Raw genomic sequence first — 23091 nt, 5'->3', positions numbered from 1 at the left:
AGCGTTGCGCCGTTCGCTGCGCACCGCGATCAACCGAGCCACCATCGGTGGGATGCGGACCCGTTTGTCGGCGTGCCCATAGCAGTGCCCGCGGATCAATGCCGGAAACGAACACCGCAACACCTCGAAAGCGGTATGCCGGCGGCCATGCTCCACGATTGACACACTCCTGAAACGACCACACGATACGGCCTGCGGCAGTGTCAGGCCCACGGTTTTCCGCCGGCGCGATTGCACCGGGCTGTCGCTTGATGGATGTCATCGTTCCGCCATCTGTCGCCGGCGGCAATGCGTGGCATGACTTTGATCTCGACGAGCCTGTGCTGCCTTGAGGTGCCACCATGAACATTGAAAAATATACCGATCGCCTCCGCGGCTTCATCCAGTCGGCACAATCGCTCGCGATGCGCGAGGGGCACCAGCAGTTTTCGACGCTCCATATCCTGAAGGTGCTGCTCGACGACAATGAAGGCCTCGCGGCCGGCCTGATCGACCGGGCCGGCGGCAACTCGCGCGCGATCCTCAAGGCGACCGAAGACGCGCTGGCGAAGGTGCCGAAGGTCAGCGGCGCCGGCTCCGGACAGATCTATATGGCGCCCGAGACCGCGCGCGCGTTCGCCGCCGCGGAACAGGCGGCCGACAAGGCCGGCGACAGTTTTGTCTCGGTCGAACGCATGCTGCAGGCGCTCGCCGCCAACAAGGACAGCGAGGCCGGCAGACTGCTCGCCAAGGGCGGCGTCAATCCGCAGAACCTGAACGCGGCCATCAATGCCCTGCGCAAGGGCCGTACCGCCGACAGCGCGTCGGCCGAGAATGCCTATGACGCGCTGAAGAAATATGCCCGCGACCTCACCCAGGCCGCGCGCGACGGCAAGCTCGATCCGGTGATCGGCCGCGACGAGGAGATCCGCCGCACGATTCAAGTCCTGTCACGCCGCACCAAGAACAATCCCGTTCTGATCGGCGAGCCCGGTGTCGGCAAGACCGCGATCGTCGAGGGCCTTGCGCTGCGCATCGTCAATGGCGACGTGCCGGAGAGCCTGCAGGACAAGGCGCTGCTCGCGCTCGATCTCGGCGCGCTGATTGCTGGCGCCAAGTATCGCGGCGAGTTCGAGGAACGCCTCAAGGCGGTGCTGCAGGAGGTGACGTCCGCCGAGGGCGGCATTGTCCTGTTCATCGACGAGATGCACACACTGATCGGCGCCGGCAAGGGCGACGGTGCGATGGACGCGTCCAACCTGCTGAAGCCGGCGCTGGCCCGTGGCGAGCTGCACTGTATCGGCGCCACCACGCTCGACGAATACCGCAAGCATGTCGAGAAGGATCCGGCGCTGGCGCGCCGATTTCAGCCGGTGTTCGTCTCGGAGCCGACGGTCGAGGACACCATCTCGATCCTGCGCGGCCTGAAGGACAAATACGAGCAGCATCACGGCGTGCGCATCGCGGATTCGGCGCTGGTCGCCGCCGCCACGCTGTCGAACCGCTACATCACCGACCGTTTCCTGCCCGACAAGGCCATCGATCTGATGGACGAGGCGGCGGCCCGGCTGAAGATGCAGGTCGACTCCAAGCCTGAAGAGCTCGACTCGCTCGACCGCGAGATCATCCGCCTCAAGATCGAGCAGGAAGCGCTCAAGAAAGAAACCGATATGGGCTCCAGGAGTCGCCTGCAAACCCTCGAGAAGGATCTCGTGGATCTCGAGAAGAAATCGGCGGACATGACGTCGAAATGGCGGTCGGAGAAGAGCAAGCTCTCCGACGCGCAGAAGATGAAGGGTGAGCTCGAGCAGTTGCGCACGGAGCTTGCCAATGCGCAGCGCAAGGGCGAATTCCAGAAAGCCGGCGAGCTGGCCTATGGCCGTATTCCCGAGCTCGAGAAGAAGCTCGCTGCGGTCGAGGCCAGCGAGACCTCGTCCGCCAGCGAGACCGTGACCGCCGATAACATCGCAGCCGTGGTGTCGCGCTGGACCGGCGTGCCGGTGGACAAGATGCTGGAGGGCGAGAAGGACAAGCTGCTGCGCATGGAGGAAATGCTCGGCAAGCGCGTCGTCGGCCAGGCCGAGGCCGTGCGTGCGGTGTCGACCGCAGTGCGTCGCGCCCGCGCCGGCCTGCAGGACCCGAACCGGCCGATCGGCTCGTTCATGTTCTTGGGGCCAACTGGTGTCGGCAAGACCGAGCTCGCCAAGGCGCTCGCCGAATATCTGTTCGACGACGAGACCGCGATGATCCGGCTCGACATGTCCGAATACATGGAAAAGCACTCGGTGTCGCGGCTGATCGGCGCACCGCCCGGCTATGTCGGCTATGACGAGGGCGGCGCGCTGACGGAGGCGGTGCGGCGGCGGCCGTATCAAGTGGTGCTGTTCGACGAAATCGAGAAGGCGCACCCTGATGTCTTCAACGTGCTGCTGCAGGTGCTCGACGACGGCCGCCTGACAGACGGCCAGGGCCGCACCGTCGATTTCCGCAACACGCTGATCATCATGACCTCAAACATCGGTGCGGAGTATCTCGTCAACCAGCCCGAGGGCCAGCCGACCAGCGCGGTGCGCGAGCAGGTGATGAACATGGTGCGGGCGCACTTCCGCCCCGAATTCCTCAACCGCGTCGACGAGATCATTCTGTTCCACCGGCTGCAGAAGAGCGACATGGGCCGCATCGTCGAAATCCAGTTCTCGCGCCTGCGCAAGCTGCTCGAGGATCGCAAGATCGATCTCGAGCTCGATCCGAAGGCGCGCGACTGGCTGGCGGAGAAGGGCTGGGATCCGGCCTACGGCGCCCGCCCGCTGAAACGGGTGATCCAGCGCAGCGTGCAGGATCCGCTCGCGGAGATGATCCTCGCCGGCGAGGTCCGCGACGGCTCGCACGTGAAGCTCTCGGCCACCAAGGCCGGCCTCACCTTCAACGGCAAGAAGCCGGAGAACGCCGCCGCGGACGAATTCGAACCGGTGTGAAGAGGCCGGGATTGCCGACGACGAGCTGTCATCGGCGCGTCGTCCACGGCGCATCATATGCAAGCTGAATATACAGGCTGACCTGCAACCAGGGAGAGCGCCATGACGCAGCAGAACATCAAGGACAACATGGAGGTCATCGGCGCCGACGGCGTGCATGTCGGCACCGTCGATCACGTCGAAGGCAACCGCATCAAGCTCAAGAAGAGCGAAAGCGAGGGCTTCCACAAGGGCCATCACCACTATATCGAGCTCGGCTTCGTCGCCGGTGTCGAAGGCTCCAAGGTGCGGCTCTCCGCCAACGCCGCCATTGCGGTGACCCTCGAGGAGGAGAAGTCCGGCAAGCCGGTTGGTCCGTCCGCGGAAGCCTAGCGATCCGGGCTCTTGTAAAGGTTCCGGTGGCATGCTCCTCTGCCCCGTCTGGGCGTCGATCCGGCGTTCATTCGGGATTTTTTCGCGTTAAAGTGACGTTAGTTAAGGAGAGATGCGTGCCATCAGCCGTTCCGCAACCGGTCGCTGCGAAGCTGACGCGCGCGGCGATCTTCCTTGCGGTCACGATCAAGCCCAATCCGGAATTTGATACCGTGGTGCGGTCGCTATGTGCGGACGTGGCCGCGCTGGTGCGTGCGGTAGGCTTCCGCGATCTCGAGGGCCGGCTATCCTGCGTCATGGGCATCGGCTCGGATGCATGGGACCGGCTGTTCGGCGCGCCGAAGCCGAAAGGCTTGCATCCGTTCCGCGAGATCAACGGCGTCCACCACGCCGTCGCGACGCCGGGCGACCTGCTGTTTCACATCCGCGCCGTGCCGATGGACCTGTGCTTCGAGCTCGCGAGCCAGATCATGTCGCGGCTCGGCGATGCGGTCGCCACCGCGGACGAGGTGCATGGCTTCAAATATTTCGACGAGCGCGACCTGCTCGGCTTCGTCGACGGCACGGAGAATCCGGAGGATCAGGCGGCGACCGAGGCCACCATCATCGGCGACGAGGACGCGGTGTTCGCCGGCGGCAGCTATGTGATCGTACAAAAATACCTGCACGATCTGAAGAAGTGGAACGAGCTGCCGGTCGAGACGCAGGAGAAGATCATCGGCCGCACCAAGCTGTCCGACATCGAGCTCGACGACGCGGTGAAGCCGAGCTACGCGCACAATGCCCTGACGACGATCGTCGAGAACGGCGAGGAGCTCGACATCGTCCGCGACAACATGCCGTTCGGCAATATCAGCAAGGGCGAGTTCGGCACGTATTTCATCGGTTATGCCAAGTCCCCGCACCGGATCGAGCAGATGCTGGAGAACATGTTCGTCGGCAAGCCGCCGGGCAATTACGACCGCCTGCTCGACTTCAGCCGCGCAGTGACCGGCACGCTGTTCTTCATCCCGTCGGCGACGTTCCTGGAAGATGTCACCAGCGAACCACCTGCGGCCGCCCCCGCTGAGCTGTCGCTGGATGACGCCGGAGCCGACGACACGCCCGTACCCAAAACACCGCCGGCCGACGGCTCGCTCGGGATCGGCTCACTCAAAGGAGAGGCTGGACATGAATAACCTTCATCGGGGACTGGCCCCGATCTCGGACGCGGCATGGGCCCAGATCGAAGAAGAAGCCTCGCGGACGTTGAAGCGCCATCTGGCAGCGCGCCGTGTCGTCGATGTCGATGGGCCGAAGGGCACGGACTTCTCTGCGGTCGGCACCGGACACCTGAAGAAAATCGCGACACCCGGCGACGGGGTCGAGGCGACGCAGCGCGACGTCCGCGCGCTGGTCGAGCTGCGCGTGCCATTCGAGCTGTCGCGCCAGGCGATCGACGATGTCGAGCGCGGCTCCAATGATTCCGACTGGGATCCGCTCAAGGAAGCCGCGCGAAAGATCGCCTTCGCCGAGGATCGCGCGGTGTTCGACGGCTACGCCGCCGCCGGCATTCAGGGCATCCGTCAAGGGACCAGCAACCCGGTGCTGACGCTGCCGCCGAGCGTCAAGAACTACCCCACCGTGGTCGCGCAGGCGGTCAGCCAGTTGCGGCTCGCCGGCGTCAATGGTCCCTATACGCTGCTGCTCGGCACCGAGCCCTACACCGCGATCGGCGGCGCAACAGACGACGGCTATCCTGTGCTGCAGCACATCCAGCGGCTGGTCGACGGCAAGATCATCTGGGCCCCCGCGATCGCGGGCGGCGTCCTGCTCACCACCCGCGGCGGCGACTTCCAGCTCTCGATCGGCCAGGACCTCTCGATCGGCTATCTCAGCCACTCGGCGACCTCGGTCCAGCTCTACTTCCAGGAGACCATCACCTTCCTGATGCTGACCAGCGAAGCGTCGGTGGTGCTTGCGCCGGAGGCGAAGAAACCCGCCTAGTCTTACCGGCGTTGACTCTTCCGGGAAGCCTCCGGCCAATCTGTGCCGGAGCTTCCGTTGAACTGCAACGAAGAGGAGGCGCGCAATGGACTACGATCTCTACATCAACCCGAAGAAGGCGTCGGTCGGCCTTTATGTCCGCAAGGGCGCCGGCCTCCCCGATCTCGGCGATGCCAAGGACTGGGTGTTCGACGGCACCTCGGCGCAGGCCAATCTGCCACCGCAACTCGTGAAAGAGATCGAGGCCAACGGCCACGCCTTTCGCAACATGGACTGAGCTCAGCGTTACTTCTCGCCGACCTTCACCGGGGCGGTCTCAGGCATCAGGCTCATCGCCACGATGCCGACCGCCGCCGCGAGCAGCAGATACCAGGACGGCGCCAGCGGATCGCCGGTCACGTGCAGCAGCCACGTGACCACGAGCTGCGCGGTGCCGCCGAAGGTCGCGATCGCCACCGCGTAGATCGTCGCGAACACGCCGCCACGGATGCTCTGCGGCAACCCCTCGGTGAAAGCAGCGTAGAATGCGGTGAACGGCAGCGATCCGATGAACGACAGGATGCCGAAGCCGAACAACAGCGACCACGCGCCGGGATCCCGGACGATCCACAGGAACGCCGGATAGGTCAGCACCAGCACGACGAGCTGCGGCCAGATCATGATCGGCTTGCGTCCGAGCCGGTCGGCAAGCCAGCCGCCGAGCACCGCGCCGATGATCTGAAGTCCGTTGCTCACCAGCGACACGGTGAACGCCAGCGACGGCGACACATGCAACGTGTTCTTGGCGTAGGTCGTCATGTATTGCGTCACATAGGTCGAGATCGTGCCGCTAGCGAGGATCATCACGGCCAGCAGGATCACCCGCAGATGCCGGCGCGCCAGCCTGACATGGCTCGAACGCTCAACGCTCTCCGCGGCGCGCTCGCCGTGAGGCACCGTCTCCGGCAGCGTCCGGCGCATCCAGATGCCGAACGGCAGACAGACGGCCCCGAGCAGGAATGCGACGCGCCATCCGTAAGCCTCAAGCATGTCGGGCGCCATCGTGCTGCTCAGGATGACACCGACCAGGGCACCGACGGTCGCCGCGACCTCCTGGCTGGCCGGCTGCCATGCCACCACCAGGCCGCGATTCCTCGGTGCCGCGATCTCGATGAGATAGGCCGTGGTCGGCCCGACTTCGCCGCCGAGCGCGAACCCCTGCACCATCCGCGCCAGGATCACGATAACAGGCGCCACGACGCCGATCGCGGCATATGATGGCGTCAGCGCGATGGTCAGGATTGCGCCCCCCATCAGCGCAAAGCTCAGCAACATTGCCGGCCGCCGGCCGACCCGGTCGGAGAAGATGCCGAGCACGACGCCGCCGATCGGCCGGGTCAGGAAGCCGGCGCCGAAGGTCGCCAGCGACAGCATGAGGCTGCCGTATTCGCTGTGCGCGGGGAAGAAGGTGCGCCCGATCTCGGTCGCAAAGAAGCTGTAGGTGATGAAATCGTAGAACTCCAGCATGTTGCCGATGGTCGCGGCAAAGGCTGCGCGCTTGACATCGAACTCTTCCCTGCCCGCAATGTCCGGCAACGCTCTCAGTTCCCTCAAGGTGTCTGGCTGTCCTGAAGCGAGTATTGTTCGTCAGGCCAAGCAAGGCAAGGCGAGCTGTACGCGCGATCCCGAAGCGGTGCCGTGCATAAACCGCAAGGGCTCATCGAGCCGGAGGAATGATCGCGCGCAGGATGTCCCTGTTCCAGCGTTGCCGGGCGCCGTCGAATGCCGCGAAATCGTGATCGAATTGCCAATAGGCCCACGCCCAGCCGAAGCTTTCGGCACGCCTCGCCACGAACGACAGATACTTCGCCCGGCTCTCCGCCGGCGCGCGCTCAAAGACGCCGAACTCGCCGAGATAGATCGGCCGCAGCTCCCTCTCCGACCAGGACCTGACCTTGTCGAAATCGGCGGCGGCCTTGGCTTCGTCCTCCGCCGAGCCCCAACTCAATGGGCCGATGTTCGAGAAAGTCGCCGACCACGGCGCGCCCTGATGGGTGAATTGCAGCGGCAAATAATAGTGGAACGTGACGATGAGATTCCGGTCACCGGCCGGCAGCGCCAGTTCGTCGACCGGCAACTGCTCGGTGTTCAGGACGGCGACAACCACATTGCGCGTCGGATTGGTGTCCCTGACGATGGCGAGGCACTCTCCGAGCAGCCCGTTCCACTCAGTCGATGACATGTTCCCGCCGGGCTCGTTCAAAATCTCGAACACCAGCGCGGGGTATTTGCCCGCGTAGCGCGACGCGATCTGGCGCCAGAACGCCTTGAGCTTCGCCGTGCATTCTCCCACGTCGCGTTGACAGAGATCGGTGTCGTGCTCATCGAGGATCGGGATCAGCCTGCTCGCCAGCACCTGCTCGATCACGGCATCGAGACGCCGCAAGACGGCTTCATCCAGGATGTTGCCGGAATCCATGTGCTTGAAGCCGAAGAAGTTGATCCGGACGTGTGAAAAACCCGCCTTGCGGATGGCGGTGAGGTTTTCCAGGCGAAAGGGCGCGTTCTGGTAACCTTCCCAGATGCCGTCATAGCCGAGAATATTGATGCCGCGCCCTAACGCCGCGACGTCCGGGGACGCCCCCTGCCCGGCCGCACGCGCGGGCGAGAGCAACACGGCGGAAAGCACTGCCGCCAGCAGCGCGCTCAACACTCTTTGCGGAAGACAGCGGAACCCGCTCATGTTTGCTCCTGCTCGCGCGGCTGCGGGCGCGACGACGGCAATGACCGGCAGGCGGCCAGGAAAACGGCGACCAGCAGCACCGATGTGAACATCGTCGAACGCAGGAAGACCGTTTCGGTAAAATTGGTCTGGCAGTTGAGAAAGACGAACCCGATGATCAGCGCGCAATGCAGACGGTCGATCGCCCGCTCCGCGATCAGGCAGAGCATCTTGTAGGAAAACAGGAAGACGCTCGCCATGAACAGGACATAGCCCAGGAATCCGGTTTCGACGAGGATGGCGATGTAGCCGTTGTGGTAGTTGTCGAGCACCCAGCCATGGTTCTGGTTGAAATAGTCGTAGATCTCCGGTCTGGTCCAGAACCCGTTGATGCCAAATCCGAACAGCGGCGCATCGTCGAAATGGCTGATGGCGTACTGCCAGATGAAGGTCCTCTCGGTGAAATTGATCGTCGTGTCGAACACGTGGATCGCGTCGTACCCGGTGGTGTAGAAATACAGTATCAGCAACGCGGCCGCGACGCACATGGCACATGGCAGCACCGCGTAGACCTGCATGCACCTGACTGACCGCAGGGAGGTCAGCAGCAGCGCACAGGCGACCAGCGACAAGGCGCCGGCGCCGCGCGATTCCGAAAAGACGACGCAGGTCGAGGCCAGCGCGAACGTCACGAGGAACGGCAGCCAACCCTGTCTGGTTATCTTCCGATAACAGGCAAAGAACATGAGATAGGCCCCGGCGAAGCCCAGAGTCTGCTTCGACTGGAAGACGCCCTGCCATTGCCCATTGTGCATCCAGGTCTGATCCACACCGATGTCCGGCAGCGCGACCGCACAAAACGCCGAGCCCGCGATCAGGACGAACAGGCCGCGCGTGGTCGACTTCACGATGTCGTCAATGTCGACGCGACTGACCATGCAGAACGCGCCCAGCGTCGTGACCGCGAGCGCAGCGGCCTTCATCAGGGCCGCGACGTCCAGATTGGTCCAGAGCACCGAAATGGTGGCGAACGCATAAAATCCGACGATCACGAGCGTGTCGAGATTAAAGGCCAGCCGCAGGCAAGGACGGATGAACAGGCTCGCATAGATCAGCACGCCCCACATCAAGAGGGCCACGGCCTGCTGAACCAGCGTCAGCTCAGTCGGAAGCAGCGCGGGGTGGAACGTCCCCATCGACATGATCACGTTGACGGCGATCGACCAATTGACGACGGTCCGAGCGAAATCTTCCGCATCAATGCCCGGCGCCTGCCAGACCGAGCCATCGACTGCTCGACCGTCCATATCGGTTGTACTCCGCTCACTGAAGAGCTCGCCGGTCCGTTGGATCGGAGCGGCACATTGCACTTGGTACGGATTCAGTCTCGGGTCGCCGAGGACCGGGTCCGGTTGAACAGCAGGTAGAGGGCGTGTGGGTTGGTCGTCAGATAACGCCAAAACAGCCGGCGCGGCTCGAGCCAAAGCCGCCAAGCCCATTCGAGCCCGACGATCTGCATCCACCGCGGCGCGCGCGGCCGCGATCCGGACAGGAAGTTGAACAATCCGCCGGACGTCTTGATGACACCGACATTGCCAAGTCGCGACATGAATTCGTCGACGAAGGCCTGCTCATAGGGCACGCCAAGCGCCACCCAGAGAAAGTCCGGCGCCAGCGCGTTGATCTCATCAACCTTGGCCCGAAGCGCCTCGCCGCGCAGATAGCCGTGCGAATAGCCGACGATCTTGAGAGCCGGATAGGCCCGGCGGACGTTGGCGATTGCTGCCTTGTTCTCGGCCTCGTTGGCGCCGAACAGGTAGAAGGTCAGCCCGAGTTCTTCCGCCTTGCGCGCGACGTAGTGGAACAAATCCGTGGTCGCAACGCGTTCGGGAAGCGGGTTCGGCGACCGCAGCTTCGACACCATGACCAGCGGCTGCCCATCGGCATTGATCAGGTCGGCGGCACGGAACAGCCGGTCGGTCATCGGCTCGGTGGAGCAGCGCGACAACACCTCGCCATTGGCTGATGTCAGATACAGCGGCCGATTGATGCGCCGCTTCGGATACACCGCTTCGACCATGAAGTCCGCGGTCTGCTCGCGGTCGAGCACGGCGAGCCGCAGCCCGCCGACGGTTGCCCTGGCGATGCCGGCGGTCGCGGCCCTGCCGACAGGATTGATGCGCCGCTCCGGTGCGCCGTTCGGCATCGATGATCCGACTGGCAGATCCGCGGAGGCAACCGGTAGCCCAGCACTCAAACTGTTGCAAATCCGGACAGATGGAGCAGCCATGTCCGAATTGAGACGCCGAGGCCGCTCGCGATCGACTTGCGCAGGCGAAATTGCGTCGAAAACGCGGGCTTTTTGGCTGTTCGTCAACATTTCAGCAGGGCTCCAGGACTTGCGTGCCCTTAATTGCAATATCCGGTCCAGACCGCATGCGATGTCGCGCGGCAGTGCGATTCGAGGCTCGTCGTAAGGAGATTGTTAACGGTGCCGGCCGTCCGGCACGGCGGCAGCATCACAGTGGGTCCCGCCAGGCCGGCGACGTTCGCGCAGCAATACTGCGCAACGGTCGACGCACGACATTAATACAAATCGTATTCTGCCGGTGCCCGAGGTCATCAGCCTTGCTATAACGGCGAGGCGCTGGCCTGACCGGCGCTTTAAAACGCCGTTTGTTTGGTTTCACATGAATAAGAATGATGACGCGTTCGATGTTTGCATCGACGACACATTCGACTTCCTGTCTGAAGAATACGCGACATTGTTTGAAGGCTCGGACGCGACCGCCTTCCAGCATCCGTTGTGGCTGGACAGCCTGTATCGCAAGCTCGCTCCCGCCGCGGCGGCGAAGCGCTTGGTCGTCGTCGTCCGGCATCGCGCGAACGGCACGCTCGCGGCCGTGCTGCCGCTGCTGCGGGTGCGGCGCGGCCCGATGCGCGCGATCGAATTCGCGGACCTTCGCGTGTCCGACTATTTGTCGCCGGTCTGCACCGCGAGAACATTCGCCGACCTGCTGCAGGATCGACAGGCCTGCGAGAAGCTTCGCAAACTGGTCCGGCCGTTCGACCTGCTCCGCATTCCCAAGCTGCTCGATGCCAGGATGCCGATCGAGAATTTGCTCGGGGCGCCTCACCGCAGCCTGATGGACACCAATGCCTATGCGACGGTGCTGTCCGCGCCGTTCGAGCAATGGCAGATCAACGCGCTGGGAAAATCCTATCAAAAGGAACTGGCAAAGAAATGGCGCCAGATCCACAAGAAGGGCACGCTCACCTTCTCATGCTGCAACGACAGCGCTTCCGTCGCGGAGGCCATGGACGTGATGAGGAAGTTTCGCGGTCCGCGATTCCACGCGCACGGCGACGGTGACCTGCTGCAACGCCCGGAGTATTTCGATTTCTACTCGAGCGTGGCGCTTCGCGGCATCGGCTGCTTTACCCGGCTGTATGCCATGAAGATGGATGGCGAGGTCATCGCCGCCGCCCTTGGGCTGGCTCACCGCGGCAGCCTGCTCGTCGTCATGACGGCTTTCGACATCGAGGGATACAAGAGCCAGTCGATCGGCGCGTTGACGTTCGAAAGTGTCGCCAAGGACTGCATCTCGCGCGGCGACCGGGTGCTGGATTTCACCATCGGTGACGAACCCTACAAGATGCAGTTCGGAGGCCAGCCCACGCCAATGTCGAGCGTGACGCAGGCCGGCAGTGCGGCCGGATCGCTTGCGCTGTTTGCGCTGAAACAGGCGCCCTGGATCAAGCAGGCCGCCAAGCGGGTGACCGAGCTCAGGCCGGTCCGCACCTCGACCGGCACGCGGTAAGGCTCGCCCGGAGCGCCTTGCCGCCGCCTATCGGAGCGCGCTACGGACGCGCATGACCCATCCCGGATGAATCCGGTCCACCTGATGCGTGATCATGCGGCGCAGGAAGTGCAGCTTCCGCTGCATGGTCCAGCGGACATCGGTGCTGGAGGTCAGAGCCTGGCGGAAGCGCGCCAGTTGCAGCGAATGCCGGTCGGCGGCGAGCTTGTCGCGATCGGAATAGAACTGCGCGATCTTCTCCGTGCCCATGCCGTCGGTCTGGAGCCAGCGCGGCACATATTCGGTGCAGAGACGCTCGACATCCACCAGCAGGCGGCTCACGCCGGTTCCGGCCGCTGGGCAGTTGGTCTGGTAGGCATCGCCGATCAGCACGACGCCCGGCTGCAGATGGCCCTCGGTCACCGACAGATCCATGACCCAATTGTGCACCTGGCCCACGATCTCGAAATCACCGAGATAGGGCTGCAGTCCCGGCATCAGACGGAGCAGCGTCCGTCTTGTGTCGCGGCGCAGCTCGCGCATGATCGGATCGGTCGGATCGCGGAACATGAACAGGTTGGCGCGCATGCCGCCCGACATCGGAAACAGGCTGAGATAGTCGACGCCGTCAGCCGCCTGCTTGCCGTAGCAGGTCAGCGCGTCGAAGCCGAATGGCGCGTGATCGTGCCGCGCGATCGTGAAGCCGAACGTCACCGAGTGGCGCGCCGCGATCACCTTCCGGCGCATTCCGAGATTGTAGCCGAGCGCGCCGGCCATGCCGGTCGCCAGAACCACCAGGCGCGAGACGACGCGTTTTCCGGAGGCCAGCGCCAGTTGCTGACGATCCTCGCTGCAGCTGACATGGGTCACCTGGTCGAGCAGGAAGCCCGACGTATCAGGCATCAGGCCGCGGGCCATGTCGACGAGGTCGGCATAGGAAATTCCATAGGATCGCCCGACGCCGATATCGACCAGTTTGCCATCCCTGATGTTGAGCACCCGATCATAGGACGAGGCGACGGCCTCGACGCCGTCGATGAAGCCCAGGCGGCGGAAGATATCGATCTGTCGCCCGGCGATCTTTTCGACGCGGAATTCATCCGGCGGGATCGAGCGCTTGTCGATCAGGACGACCCGATACCCGGCACGCGTGAGGACGGCCCGCGCGAGCGAGCCCGCCAAGCCGGCGCCAACAATGGCGACATCTGCTTCGATCGTCTCAGCCTCGCAGGCTGCGATCGGCTGGATCATGCTTTCCATGGCAATCATGTTGGTCCGCTCCGACGGCTAATTGGGTCGGAACTGCAATTTCCTTGCCTGCCCTGCCGCCGCGCAGAACGGCCACGACGGGTTCCATTATTGAGGTTAACGACAACTCCTCGTCCGCGATCAGCCCCGTTCTCGGCACATGACTTGCAGCTCCAGCGATCATGAAACTGATGTCTTGGAGGCTCCGCAGCAGGATGGCAGGGCAATGGCCTGGCCTTGGAGCGTCGACGGGTGTCGTTGACGCGCTAACGCGGCTTCAACCAGCGGAGTCCACGCTGTCAAACCGGGCGGCGGCAAAAAATCCGATCTGCACCGTTTGGACACAGCGAGGACGGCAGCGTTCCAGAATGGAGCAGCGCGACATTTTGGCCAGGTGCACCACTGCGTGGCGCCTGGGGGCCGGTTGGAAGGAACGGAATTTTAGCAAGATAACATTAACACTTCTGACTTCACCGATTGCTAGGGCGGGTGGCCCGACAGGATATTGAGACGGCGCTTGTGATTGCCTCTGTTCTTCAAATGCTACGGCGCGATGTCACGCGCGGCGTTGCCGGGACCATCCTCCTCAAGGTTGGCAGCGGTGGACTTGCGTTCGCCCTGTTCTCGCTGGCGGCGCGGACGATGACGCCCGACGCGTTCGGAGACTTCGCAACCCTGCTCTCCATCGCCCAGATCGCCGCGGTCGTCGGCCTTGTCGGTCAGGAGCTGCTGCTGGTTCGCTTCCTCAATGAGTACGAGGTGCGCGGTCAGACCGAGTTCACCAAGGGCGTGCTGCTGTCGAGCCTGAAGTACTCCGCGATCGGGATGTCGATCTCGATCGCCGCGATCGCCGCGGTGGCAGCCATTCGCGGCGAATGGTGGCTCTTGATCCTCTCCGTCTCGGCGTTCACCGCCGTCAATGCCGGGCTGATGCTCGGCAGCCAGATTGCGCGATCGCTGGTCAGCATCCTGATGGGCGAAGGCAATCGCGAATTCTTCTGGCGGGTTGCCGTCGTCCTGCTCCTGATCGCGGCGCTGTTCGGCCACCGCCAGCTCACCCCCGCCGAACTGTTCACCGCGATGACGGTCGCGATGGCGTTGGGGCTCGTGGTGCAGATCGTCTCGATCGTCCGCGTGTTGCCGAACCTGCGCGCAGTCACGGCGCGCTTCGAGACGTCGCGCTGGAACCGCAGTGCGTTCCGCTTCTGGCTCGCCTCGATTCTCGAAGCGGCGAACCAGTATTTCGACGTCATCCTGGTCTACTGGATGCTGGATCCGGCCACTGCGGGCATCTATTTCGCCGCCTCGCGTCTGGCGAACATCTTCGCGATGCTTTCCGCGGCGCTCTACACGTTCGGTGCGCGGCGGCTGCCGTCGCTGTATTTCAGCAAGAATCACCGCGAGCTCGAACATACGCTGAAGCTGATGGCCGAGGTGACCGCGCTCTGCGTGCTCAGCGGGCTCGTCATCGTCTGGGTCGGCGCTCCCCACCTGCTCGGCCTGTTCGGACCGCATTTCGCCGCCCAGCAATGGGTGTTGATCGTGCTCGCGATCGGAACGGCCTTCCAGGCGGCCGGTGGGCCGTCCGCCGCGGTCCTGCAGCTGACGGGACACGAGCGCGACTATGTTCCTGTGGTCGCCGCCAACGTGGCGCTTCGACTGGCCGGATTTGTCGTGCTGATCCCCTGGCTCGGCGTGCTCGGAGCGGCGATCTCGGCGACGGTTTCGCTCGTGTTCGCCACCATCGCGCTCAATGTGCTGTGCCGCCGGCGGACCGGCGTCGACCCGTCAATTCTGGTGCTGTCGCACCTCGCGTCGTCGAAGGCTGGCGCTTACGCGGTCCGTGTTGCGGATAGCAAGGACTAGAGCGCTTCAAGCGAGAGCCTGTCCCGCACATGACGCGGAATGGACGCCGGTTCGCATAAAGAAAACGCGAAAACTAGAATCTAGAGCTTCAGCTCGCCAATCCCAGGGCTTCGCGCTGCGGGTTGCCAGCCGCGGCGTTGGCCGCCACGCGATTGACGACGAGCGCAATCGGAACCGAACCGAACTTCGACAGATCGGCCCGCGCCTTGCCGATCGCTGCCGCGTCGGCGGCGCCCTCGCGGACCACGAGGATCACGAGGTCAGCTTGTGCGGCCAGCGCGACCACGGCCGGCTGCAAGGCAAGCGACGATGCGTCGACGATGATCAGGCCGAAATCGGCGCGAATGTCGTCCTGCGGATAGGGCGGCGCCTTGCTGCTCGCGCCGAGCAGCTCGACGACCGACGGCAAATCGGCCTTGATGATCCCTGAGCCCTGCGGCGGCGCAATTTCTGTGCGCCTGGTTTCCATCTCGATCAGGACGCTGAGCATCCCGTTCTTGACGGCGGACCGGTTGAGCGACCGTGCGACGGTGCTGCCGCCCGCACCGGTCTCGACCGACAGCAGCAGCGCCACCTTGCCGTGCTCACCCGGAAGCTGCTCGATGTTCTCGATCAGCAACTGAAGATGCGCGCTGAGATCGGGCTCGGCCGTTGTCGAAATCGGGGTCTGCCAGACGCTCCTGACGGCATCTGATGATACCATGTCGGGAATGCGGGCCAGCACCGGCAATCCCGGCGGCAGCGCAGGATGCGGCGCCGCCGGAGCCGGTGCGGGTGCGGGCGCCTCGGGTCTGCGAAGCGGCGGAATGCTCTTGGTCGGAAGCAGATCGAGACCGGGAATGGCGACGATCGCCGTCGACGTCAGCAGCGAGACGATCGCGAGCGCGACGAGCAGCAGCGGCAGCGGCGGAAGCGTCGAACGAATCGGCGGCGTCGCCGGAGATGCGACCTTGGTCTGCGAGTTCTGAAGACCACGCTGCTCGTCGGTCGTCCTGTAGCGCGACAGGAACTGCTCGTAGATATTCTTGTTGGCGTCGGCGTCGCGCTGCAGCTCCTGCAACTTGACGAACGCCTGGCCGTCGACCAGGATTTGCTGCTCGGCCGCCTTCAACTGGTCTTCGAGCGCCGTCTGCTGATCGCGCTGCGCCTCGTATTCCGACTTCGCGGTGTCGATGTTCTTCTTGCGCTCGATCTCGATCTGCCGGTTGAGATCGCTCAATTGGCTGAGCGCCATCACGAGGTCGGGATGACGATCGCCGAGCACACCGCGCTTCTGCGCAATCTGGTCGTTGAGCGCGGAACGCTGGGCCCGCAGCGCGCTCAGCAGATCCTGCTTGACCGGCCCATCGACATTGGCCTTCAGGTCGCGCTGCAACTGCTCATAGCGCGCCTTGGCTTCCTCGGTGCGGGCGCGCGCCGCAGCGACCTGCTGCGACAGGTCGGTGACGCGCAGCTGCTGCGTGGTGGATTCCTTGCCGGCGTTGACGATCCGGTGCTCGAGCTTGAACTTGGCGACGGCATCTTCCGACGACCGCAGCCGGTCGTTCAATGTCTTGAGCCGGCTCTTCAGCCAATCGGCCGCTTCATCGGTCGCCACGGTGCGCGTTCCGCGCTGGCTGGCGACGAACGCCTCGGCCACCGCATTGGCGTAATAGGCCGCTCGCTGCGGGTTGTTCGACGTGAACGTGATGGCGATAACATAGGTTAATCCGCGCCGGGAAATGTCGAGCCGTTTGCGAAACCGGTCGAGCAGCCGCGTGGGATCGGTCGTGCCACCGGACACATCGCTGTCCTCGGCGACCTTGAGCTGATCGATCAGCGGCCCGAGAAATCCGTCGGATTTGGCGATTTCGACGTAGCTCTGCAGCGCTGCGGCATCCTGGCCGATCCCGGGCAGGACATCCTGGTCGGTGGTGACGCGCTGCTCGCGCGGGTCGACGACGACGAGCGCCGTCGCGGCGTAGCGCGCCGGAATCAGCATCAACAAGATGATACCGACCGCGAAGATGACCGCGGCGAGCATCAGGATGCGTTGACCCTTCTCGCGAAAAAACGTCAACACACCCGGAATGCTAAGCACGCCCTTGGTGGTTTCCGCCGAAGATTGCCCGGCCGGTACGCCGGCAGTTTCCCACGACGCTGCGGGTTCCGTGACTTCGGAACGTCTCGGGCCTATGCGACGACCGAACTTCATGGGTTCTGACTCGAATTCAACTGACAGTACTGCTCCAACGTAAATATCTATGGTTAATCGCCGGTTACCCCCTCTCTGCGCGGCCGTAACCAATTAGTTAACGAGCCGGGTGTACCCTGCTGTGAGATAATAGCTCTCAATTTCTGACACATGTCTGATTGCTAAATGAGCGGTAACCTCAACACGCGCTACACGGTGCATGAACACGGTTTGCGTGATAGCCACGCGCGCAACAATGAAGGAGACGCATCCACTCCTTCGACGGGTGAGGAATCCGTGCTCCAATACGCGCCAAGCACCGAATTGCGCGAGGCATCGACCGCATCACGCGATCGATCGAACGAGAGCAAGCCAAAGCTGCGCGTTCTCCTGGTGCAGACCCAGGCGGAGAACGCCGGCGCGCAGGAGATCTCGCGGCTGCTCGGCGCCGGCCTCACCGCGCGCGGCTATGACATCACCAACCTGTTCTTCTTCCGCAAATCGGATTCCTTCGACGAACCGCCCAATACGTTCTATTGCGCGCAGACCCGCCCGGGAAATCCGGTGGCGCTGCTGCGCATGCTGTGGACGCTAGCCGGCCATCTCAGGACCATCAAGCCCGATGTCGTCCTGACCTTCCAGCACTTCGGCAATGTGATCGGCGGCGGCGTGTCGCGCCTCGTCAGCCGCGCGCCCGTGATCGCCAACCAGGTATCCTCGGCGCTGTCGATGAGCATGCCGGTGCGCGCGGCCGACATTATCATGGGCTCGACCGGCTTCTTCCAGTGCATCACGCTGAACTCGCGGGACATGGAGCGCGAATATGCGCGCTATCCGGCGCCCTATCGATCGCGCATGAAGCACGTCCCGCACGGCTTCGACGACAAGTCGCACAGCCTGCCGAAGGACGCGGCGCGGCAGCAGTTCAAGCTGCCGCCGGACCGTACCTTGCTCGGCTGCGCAGCGCGGCTGCACCCGCACAAGCGGCTCGATGCGGCCATTCGCCTGCTCGCCGCCGATCCATCCTGGCACCTAGCGCTCGCGGGCCAGGGCGCGGATGAGGGGCGGCTGAGAGCCCTGGCGGACGAGCTGAAGGTATCGGACCGGCTGCACTTCATCGGCGAGATCCCGCCGCGCCAGATGGCCGATTTCTTGGCCTGCCTCGACGTTTTCGTATTCCCCACGCAGGCCGAAACCTTTGGCCTTGCCGCGGTCGAAGCCGCGAGCGCCGGCATTCCCTGCGTCGTCAACGATCTGCCCGTGTTGCGCGAGGTGCTGTCCTGCCAGGGACAGCCTGCCGCGGTATTCGTCGACGCTGCGAACGAGGCCGAGTTCTCGGCCGCCGTGTCGCAGGTCCTGACCGATCGTGTGTTGAGCGACCGGCTGCGGCAAAGCGCCGTGGGCCTGAAGTCGCGTTATTCGTTGGATGCCATGATAGAGGAATACGTCCGCATTCTCGGCGACGCTGTGGGGGCGGACGCGCACTAGGAAGTTGGGCTGGCCATGATTATCGAGTTTCGCTGCGATCGCGCGCAGCCGCGGCTCTGGATGTGCCGCGAGCACCTCCGCGTCAACGATCAGGATATTCCCGTTCAGATCGCCTGGACCACGACGCCGGAGCCGCGACCTGCCGGCCTCGACATGCTGTTCGAGCTCGAACGCATCGTCCTGCGCAAGGGCAAGACCGGCGGCGCCGACCGCTTGAAGACGATCCCGGAGCGTCCGCGTGCAGGCAACCCCGACGTGGTGGTCGACTTCACCAGCGCCGCGCGGGATCCGAATTGCGCCGCCAGGCTCTATCTCCGTCCGCGGTTCAACGGGCACGTGGGAGAAAGCGCGGCACTTTCGGCCATTCTCGCCGGCGACCTGCCGGTGATCGAAATCGTCAATGAGCTCGACGGCGCGGTGATGGACCGCGGCCATCCCTCCGCGGAAATTGCGGCCGGCCTCAGCGGCGGGCTCGATACCGTGATGGCACGCACGCTGGCGATGCTGCCGCCGATACTTTCGGGAGCTCCGCGGCTGGTGCCGCAATTGGCTGTCCCGGCGAGCAGCAGCGCAGCGCCAAATCCGGCACCCTTTGTCGTGCGCGGCGTGGCGACTTCGATCGCGAAGGAAATCTATCGCCTGTGCTGCTACGCGCCGCACTGGCATGTCGGTTGGCGCTTCGCCTGGAATACGGATATCTGGAGCACCGGCGACCTGTCGGGACCGGCCTGGAACGTGCTCGGCGATCCCGGCAACCATTTCTATGCCGATCCGTTTCCGGTGAAATGGCAGGGCCGAACGTTCGTCTTCTTCGAAGACCTCGACCACCGGACCGGCAAGGGCATCATTTCCGCGATCGAGTTCGACGGCAGCGGGCCGATCGGCACGGTGATGCCGGTGCTCGAAGAACCCTGGCATCTGTCCTACCCGTTCCTGATCGAGGATAACGGCGAGCTCTGGATGATCCCGGAAAGCACTGCGCAGCGGGACGTTCCGATCTACAAATGCGTCCGCTTTCCGGACAAGTGGGAGCGGCACTCAACGCTGCTGACCGGCCTCGAACTTGCCGACGTGACGATCACGCAGCACAACGGCCTCCACTACATGTTCGGCGCCTGGCGCGACGGCAGCGGCGGATATTCCGACACGCTGGCGATCTACTACGCCGAGCATCTATTCGGACCCTGGCAACCGCATGCCGCCAATCCGATCCTGATGGATCGCGCGACCACACGGCCGGCCGGCAACTTCGTGACCGTCAACGGCCGACTGTGGCGGCCGGTGCAGGACTGCAGCAACGGATACGGCGCGGCGCTCGGCCTTGCCGAAGTGCTCGAGCTGTCGCCCACGACGTACAAGCAGGCCATTCGACATCTGCTCAAGCCCGGCCCGCTATGGGCCGGGCGCAAGCTCCACACCCTCAACCGGTGCGGCCAGCTCGAGGTGATCGACGGCTCGCGGGTGCAGCCGAAGACCACGGCGCTTGTGGCGAGCTTGCGGTCAGGTGACCGATCATCGCAATGGGACTGGCACAGCGCACTGGCGAAGCCGATTGCACGCCGGCTCCACTAAAGCATGATCCGGAAAAGTGCGAAGCGGTTTTCCGAAAAGATCATGCTCAGTCAAAGAGCTAAAGCGCGATGACGATTCAACCAAATCACATCGCGCTTTAGCACGCGAGCAATCGACACGACGGCTCAATTCGGCTCGGCGCTCAGCACGCCGCCGAACTGCTCCCATGAGCTCCCGGTCCAGCGCTGCAGCTGAAGCTGCGTATAGGCCATGCTGTTGGCGGGCCCGGTGTTGATCGTGATCCCCGGCATGAGTGTCGGCAGCACCAGCCCCTTGATGTTGCGCGCCTGCTTCACGATGTTCTCGCGCGACAGGTCGTCGCCGCACTGCTTCAGCACCTGTTCCAGGATCTGGCCCTGCTGGGTCCCGAACAGATAGTTGTTGTCGCCGATGTCAGCGCCGGGAAGATATTTCTCGAAGTGGGCGCGATACCATTTCATGCCGGGATCGTCGGCCCATTTCTTGTCGTTCGGATCCTTGGTGATGGTCGCGACAACGACGCCGACCGCCTTGTCCGCCCCCGCTGGGACGATCGTTGCCGACACCGAGCTCGAGACGTAGTTCACGATGGTGAGCGGCGTCCAGCCGATCTCGCTCGCCTTCTTGATGGCTTGCGCCGCGAATTTCGGCGTACCGGCGATCAGGAATGCCTGGGCGCCCGAGGCCTTCAGCGTCACCACCCGGGATTCGATCGTGGGCTCGGTGACCTCATAGGGAGACGTCACCACCTTCTTGTCGAACTCGCCCTTCAGGGTCTCCTTGAACGCGGCCACGAAGTCGCGGCCGAGATCGTCGTTCTGGTAGAGGATCGCGATCTTCGCGTCGGGCGCCGTCTGGGCAATGTATTTGGCGTAGATCTTTCCTTCGGTGTTGTAGCTCGGCAGCCCGGTGGTGGTCAGCGGAAACTCGGCGAAGTTCGCGAACTTGGTCACGCCGCTGACGACGAAGAGGTGCGGCACCTTCTTCGCGGTCACGTATTTGATGGTCGCGCCGATGCCGGGCGTTCCCAGCGGGCTGAACAGGAATGCCACCTCGTCGCTCTCGATCAGCTTGCGGGTCTGCTCAACCGCCTTGGGCGGCGAATAGGCATCGTCATAGGTGATGAGGTCGACCTTGCGGCCGTTGATGCCGCCGCGATCATTGATGGAATGCACGTAGGCGATCAGGCCCTTGCCGGTATTGCTGAGCGGGGATGCCGGGCCGCTGAACGGGAATGTCGCCCCGATCCTGATTTCCGATTCCGAGACGCCGGGCGTTTCGGCGCGGACAGGCGCGGCGGCAAGGCCCGCGAAAACAGCAACGGACACGGCAAACGTCTTCAACGACATGCGACTCCCCCTTGGCTTTTATGAATTGACGGCTCTACCGACCGCGCGGCGCCTACCAGGCTTCGCCGAACGGCCTGATCTCGACGTTGAACGACCACGCGCTGCGGTCCTGATGGGCGACGTGCCAGACCTCGTCCGCGATCGCGCGCGGCTTGATGAAGAACTCATCCGGCCGCTGCGGCCAGCGCTTGCGCGTCCATTCCAGATCGATCACCGCATCGATCACGAGATAGGCGACGTGAACGCCCTGCGGCCCGAGGTCGCGCGCCATGGCCTCGGCCAGGATACGCTGCGCCGCCTTGGTCGGCGCGAACCCGGCGAAGCCGGCCTTGCCGCGCAACGCCGAGGTGTTGCCGGTCGCAATGATGGCGCCCTTGCCGGCGCTGACCATCGCCGGAGCAAACCGCCGCGCCAGATACAACAGGCCCATCGTGTTGACCTGGAAGTTGCGATTGAGAATCTGCGGATCGATCTCGCGGAACGTCCCGAACGCGCCGCCAACGGCGTTGTGGATCACGACACTGGGATGGCCGAGATCGCGCTCCACAGCGGATGCCACCGCTTCGACCTGCGCGGGATCTGACACGTCGCACCGATAGGCCTTGGCTCCCGGCAGCTGCTGCTCGAGCGCGGCCAGACGCTCCTCGTTCCGGGCGAGAAGCGCGACCCGATAACCGCCTTCGGCGAACCTCCGCGCGAGCGCCGAACCTGTGCCGGGTCCAACGCCGGATATCAGACAGACGGGTGCGGTCATGCAGTCGATCCTCCGCGTTGCAGCTTACAGTTCTCGAGATCAGGCGGCCGCCTTCGACCGCAGCTTCTCGACGTACGGCTTGAGGTCCGGCCTGATGTGCTCGTGCTCGACCAGCCGAGCAAAGTGAGCGAACATCCGCGGATACGCATCCAGCACCCCGGGATGCAGGATCCTGTCCAACCCCTGCCTATGCAGCTGCTCGATCCGCCCGTGCTCGTTCATGAACAGCGCAAGTTCGGCGGCCAGACAAATGTCGGCAATCGAGATGCCGTCCCCGACCAGCGCCTCTCGCCGTGGCGATAGGGCCTGCTCGATCCCCGCGGCATAGATCGCGAACGCATCCTTGGCGCGGGCATGAATCGCGGCATCGACCGTGCCGCCCGACAGCGCCAGCAGATAGATCTGCGTGTCCCGCGCAAACACCAGGCTTACGTCGAGGAAGCTGTCGATCCTCGACGCCTCATAAGCGTCACGCCCATAGAGCTTGAACTTCGCCTCACCGAGCCGCGCCACCGCCCGCATGATGCTGTTCGATTCGAAGATCCCGACCTTGCCGTCGGCGCCGAACGCGGCCGGCACATTGCCGAACGGCTGCGCCGCCATGAACGCATCGGTCTTGAACAGCTGCGCACCGGTCAGCCCGACCCGGCCGGTCCGCGCCAGCGAAGCGAGCTCAGCGCGCTCCTGCTCGGTAAGAGGATGGGCGTCGTAGTCCCACAGCCAGTCGCGCAGCTCCTTGCCGGAGGCACCCCTGACCTCGACGTCGATGCCGACGAACCGCGCCGCGATGGTCGCCTTCCAGACCCGCGGGTTCGGCAGATAGGAGAAGATGCGCAAGGCGGCCATGAT

General features: G+C 64.0%; 18 protein-coding genes. 9 read left to right on the top strand and 9 right to left on the bottom strand.

What is annotated here, in order from left to right; all coding sequences use genetic code 11:
* Positions 1 to 341 precede the first annotated feature (341 nt).
* The 5 genes from clpB to AKN83_RS12640 all read left to right on the top strand — a co-directional run bounded on the left by clpB (position 342) and on the right by AKN83_RS12640 (position 5589).
* Positions 342 to 2954 carry an ATP-dependent chaperone ClpB gene (gene clpB, locus AKN83_RS12660; protein ID WP_050402578.1) on the top strand — a complete coding sequence of 871 codons (2613 nt, stop codon included), beginning with the start codon at positions 342 to 344 and terminating at the stop codon, positions 2952 to 2954.
* Between the two features lie 102 nt (positions 2955 to 3056).
* Complete coding sequence (locus AKN83_RS12655) at positions 3057 to 3326, top strand: DUF2171 domain-containing protein (RefSeq protein WP_050402579.1); 270 nt, start codon at positions 3057 to 3059, stop codon at positions 3324 to 3326.
* A 116-nt stretch (positions 3327 to 3442) separates the two neighbouring features.
* Complete coding sequence (locus AKN83_RS12650) at positions 3443 to 4504, top strand: Dyp-type peroxidase (RefSeq protein ID WP_050402580.1); 1062 nt, start codon at positions 3443 to 3445, stop codon at positions 4502 to 4504.
* Positions 4497 to 5312, top strand: coding sequence for a family 1 encapsulin nanocompartment shell protein (locus AKN83_RS12645; protein ID WP_063695311.1), 816 nt, complete (start codon positions 4497 to 4499; stop codon positions 5310 to 5312). The genes AKN83_RS12650 and AKN83_RS12645 overlap by 8 nt, the downstream gene beginning before the upstream one ends.
* A gap of 85 nt (positions 5313 to 5397) precedes the next feature.
* Complete coding sequence (locus AKN83_RS12640; RefSeq protein WP_050402581.1) at positions 5398 to 5589, top strand: hypothetical protein; 192 nt, start codon at positions 5398 to 5400, stop codon at positions 5587 to 5589.
* 8 nt (positions 5590 to 5597) lie between these two features.
* Here AKN83_RS12640 and AKN83_RS12635 read toward each other — a convergent pair whose 3' ends face one another.
* The 4 genes from AKN83_RS12635 to AKN83_RS12620 all read right to left on the bottom strand — a co-directional run bounded on the left by AKN83_RS12635 (position 5598) and on the right by AKN83_RS12620 (position 10219).
* Entirely contained in the window at positions 5598 to 6887 is a 1290-nt protein-coding gene (locus AKN83_RS12635) for an MFS transporter (protein WP_050402582.1), read from the bottom strand.
* A 121-nt stretch (positions 6888 to 7008) separates the two neighbouring features.
* A complete protein-coding gene (locus tag AKN83_RS12630; RefSeq protein ID WP_050402583.1) occupies positions 7009 to 8034 on the bottom strand; it encodes a glycoside hydrolase family 5 protein in 1026 nt (341 codons plus the stop codon).
* Positions 8031 to 9320 (bottom strand): O-antigen ligase family protein, encoded by a 1290-nt coding sequence (locus tag AKN83_RS12625; RefSeq protein WP_050402584.1) that lies wholly within the window; start codon positions 9318 to 9320, stop codon positions 8031 to 8033. Before AKN83_RS12625 ends, AKN83_RS12630 begins: the two co-directional genes overlap by 4 nt.
* A 74-nt stretch (positions 9321 to 9394) precedes the next feature.
* On the bottom strand, positions 9395 to 10219 hold the full coding sequence (locus tag AKN83_RS12620) for a WecB/TagA/CpsF family glycosyltransferase (protein WP_050402585.1): 825 nt from the start codon (positions 10217 to 10219) through the stop codon (positions 9395 to 9397).
* Between the two features lie 484 nt (positions 10220 to 10703).
* Between AKN83_RS12620 and AKN83_RS12615 the strand changes: the two genes are divergently transcribed.
* On the top strand, positions 10704 to 11834 hold the full coding sequence (locus AKN83_RS12615) for a GNAT family N-acetyltransferase (protein WP_050402586.1): 1131 nt from the start codon (positions 10704 to 10706) through the stop codon (positions 11832 to 11834).
* A 27-nt stretch (positions 11835 to 11861) separates the two neighbouring features.
* Here the strand turns inward: AKN83_RS12615 and AKN83_RS12610 are convergent, their stop codons facing one another.
* Positions 11862 to 13082: an FAD-dependent oxidoreductase gene (locus tag AKN83_RS12610; RefSeq protein WP_050402587.1), complete on the bottom strand. Its 1221-nt coding sequence runs from the start codon at positions 13080 to 13082 to the stop codon at positions 11862 to 11864.
* A 519-nt stretch (positions 13083 to 13601) separates the two neighbouring features.
* On the opposite strand from AKN83_RS12610, the gene AKN83_RS12605 reads away from it, so the two are divergent.
* Entirely contained in the window at positions 13602 to 14927 is a 1326-nt protein-coding gene (locus AKN83_RS12605) for a lipopolysaccharide biosynthesis protein (RefSeq protein ID WP_430641525.1), read from the top strand.
* An 88-nt stretch (positions 14928 to 15015) separates the two neighbouring features.
* On the opposite strand, the gene AKN83_RS12600 is transcribed toward AKN83_RS12605, so the two are convergent.
* Positions 15016 to 17121 (bottom strand): GumC family protein, encoded by a 2106-nt coding sequence (locus tag AKN83_RS12600; RefSeq protein ID WP_050402588.1) that lies wholly within the window; start codon positions 17119 to 17121, stop codon positions 15016 to 15018.
* A gap of 276 nt (positions 17122 to 17397) precedes the next feature.
* Here AKN83_RS12600 and AKN83_RS12595 point away from each other — a divergent pair, with 276 nt between their 5' ends.
* Both AKN83_RS12595 and AKN83_RS12590 read left to right on the top strand, forming a co-directional pair.
* The gene (locus AKN83_RS12595; protein WP_083992051.1) at positions 17398 to 18588 is read left to right on the top strand and encodes a glycosyltransferase family 4 protein; all 1191 of its coding nucleotides are present in this window, start codon (positions 17398 to 17400) and stop codon (positions 18586 to 18588) included.
* Between the two features lie 15 nt (positions 18589 to 18603).
* Positions 18604 to 20160: a glucosamine inositolphosphorylceramide transferase family protein gene (locus tag AKN83_RS12590; RefSeq protein ID WP_050402589.1), complete on the top strand. Its 1557-nt coding sequence runs from the start codon at positions 18604 to 18606 to the stop codon at positions 20158 to 20160.
* A gap of 125 nt (positions 20161 to 20285) precedes the next feature.
* Here the strand turns inward: AKN83_RS12590 and AKN83_RS12585 are convergent, their stop codons facing one another.
* Genes AKN83_RS12585 through AKN83_RS12575 form a run of 3 tightly spaced genes read right to left on the bottom strand, consistent with a single transcriptional unit; the run spans position 20286 to position 23088 of the window.
* Positions 20286 to 21488, bottom strand: coding sequence for an ABC transporter substrate-binding protein (locus AKN83_RS12585; protein WP_050402590.1), 1203 nt, complete (start codon positions 21486 to 21488; stop codon positions 20286 to 20288).
* Positions 21489 to 21540: 52 nt separating this feature from the next.
* A complete protein-coding gene (locus tag AKN83_RS12580) occupies positions 21541 to 22242 on the bottom strand; it encodes an SDR family NAD(P)-dependent oxidoreductase (protein ID WP_050402591.1) in 702 nt (233 codons plus the stop codon).
* Positions 22243 to 22281: 39 nt separating this feature from the next.
* Positions 22282 to 23088, bottom strand: a complete 807-nt coding sequence (locus AKN83_RS12575) for a glutathione S-transferase family protein (RefSeq protein WP_050402592.1) — start codon at positions 23086 to 23088, stop codon at positions 22282 to 22284.
* Positions 23089 to 23091 lie beyond the last annotated feature (3 nt).

It is taken from the genome of Bradyrhizobium embrapense, assembly GCF_001189235.2.
Classification (GTDB): domain Bacteria; phylum Pseudomonadota; class Alphaproteobacteria; order Rhizobiales; family Xanthobacteraceae; genus Bradyrhizobium; species Bradyrhizobium embrapense.
The sequence above is the reverse complement of the archived record's forward strand: the minus strand, read 5'-3'. Positions and strand labels throughout refer to the sequence as shown.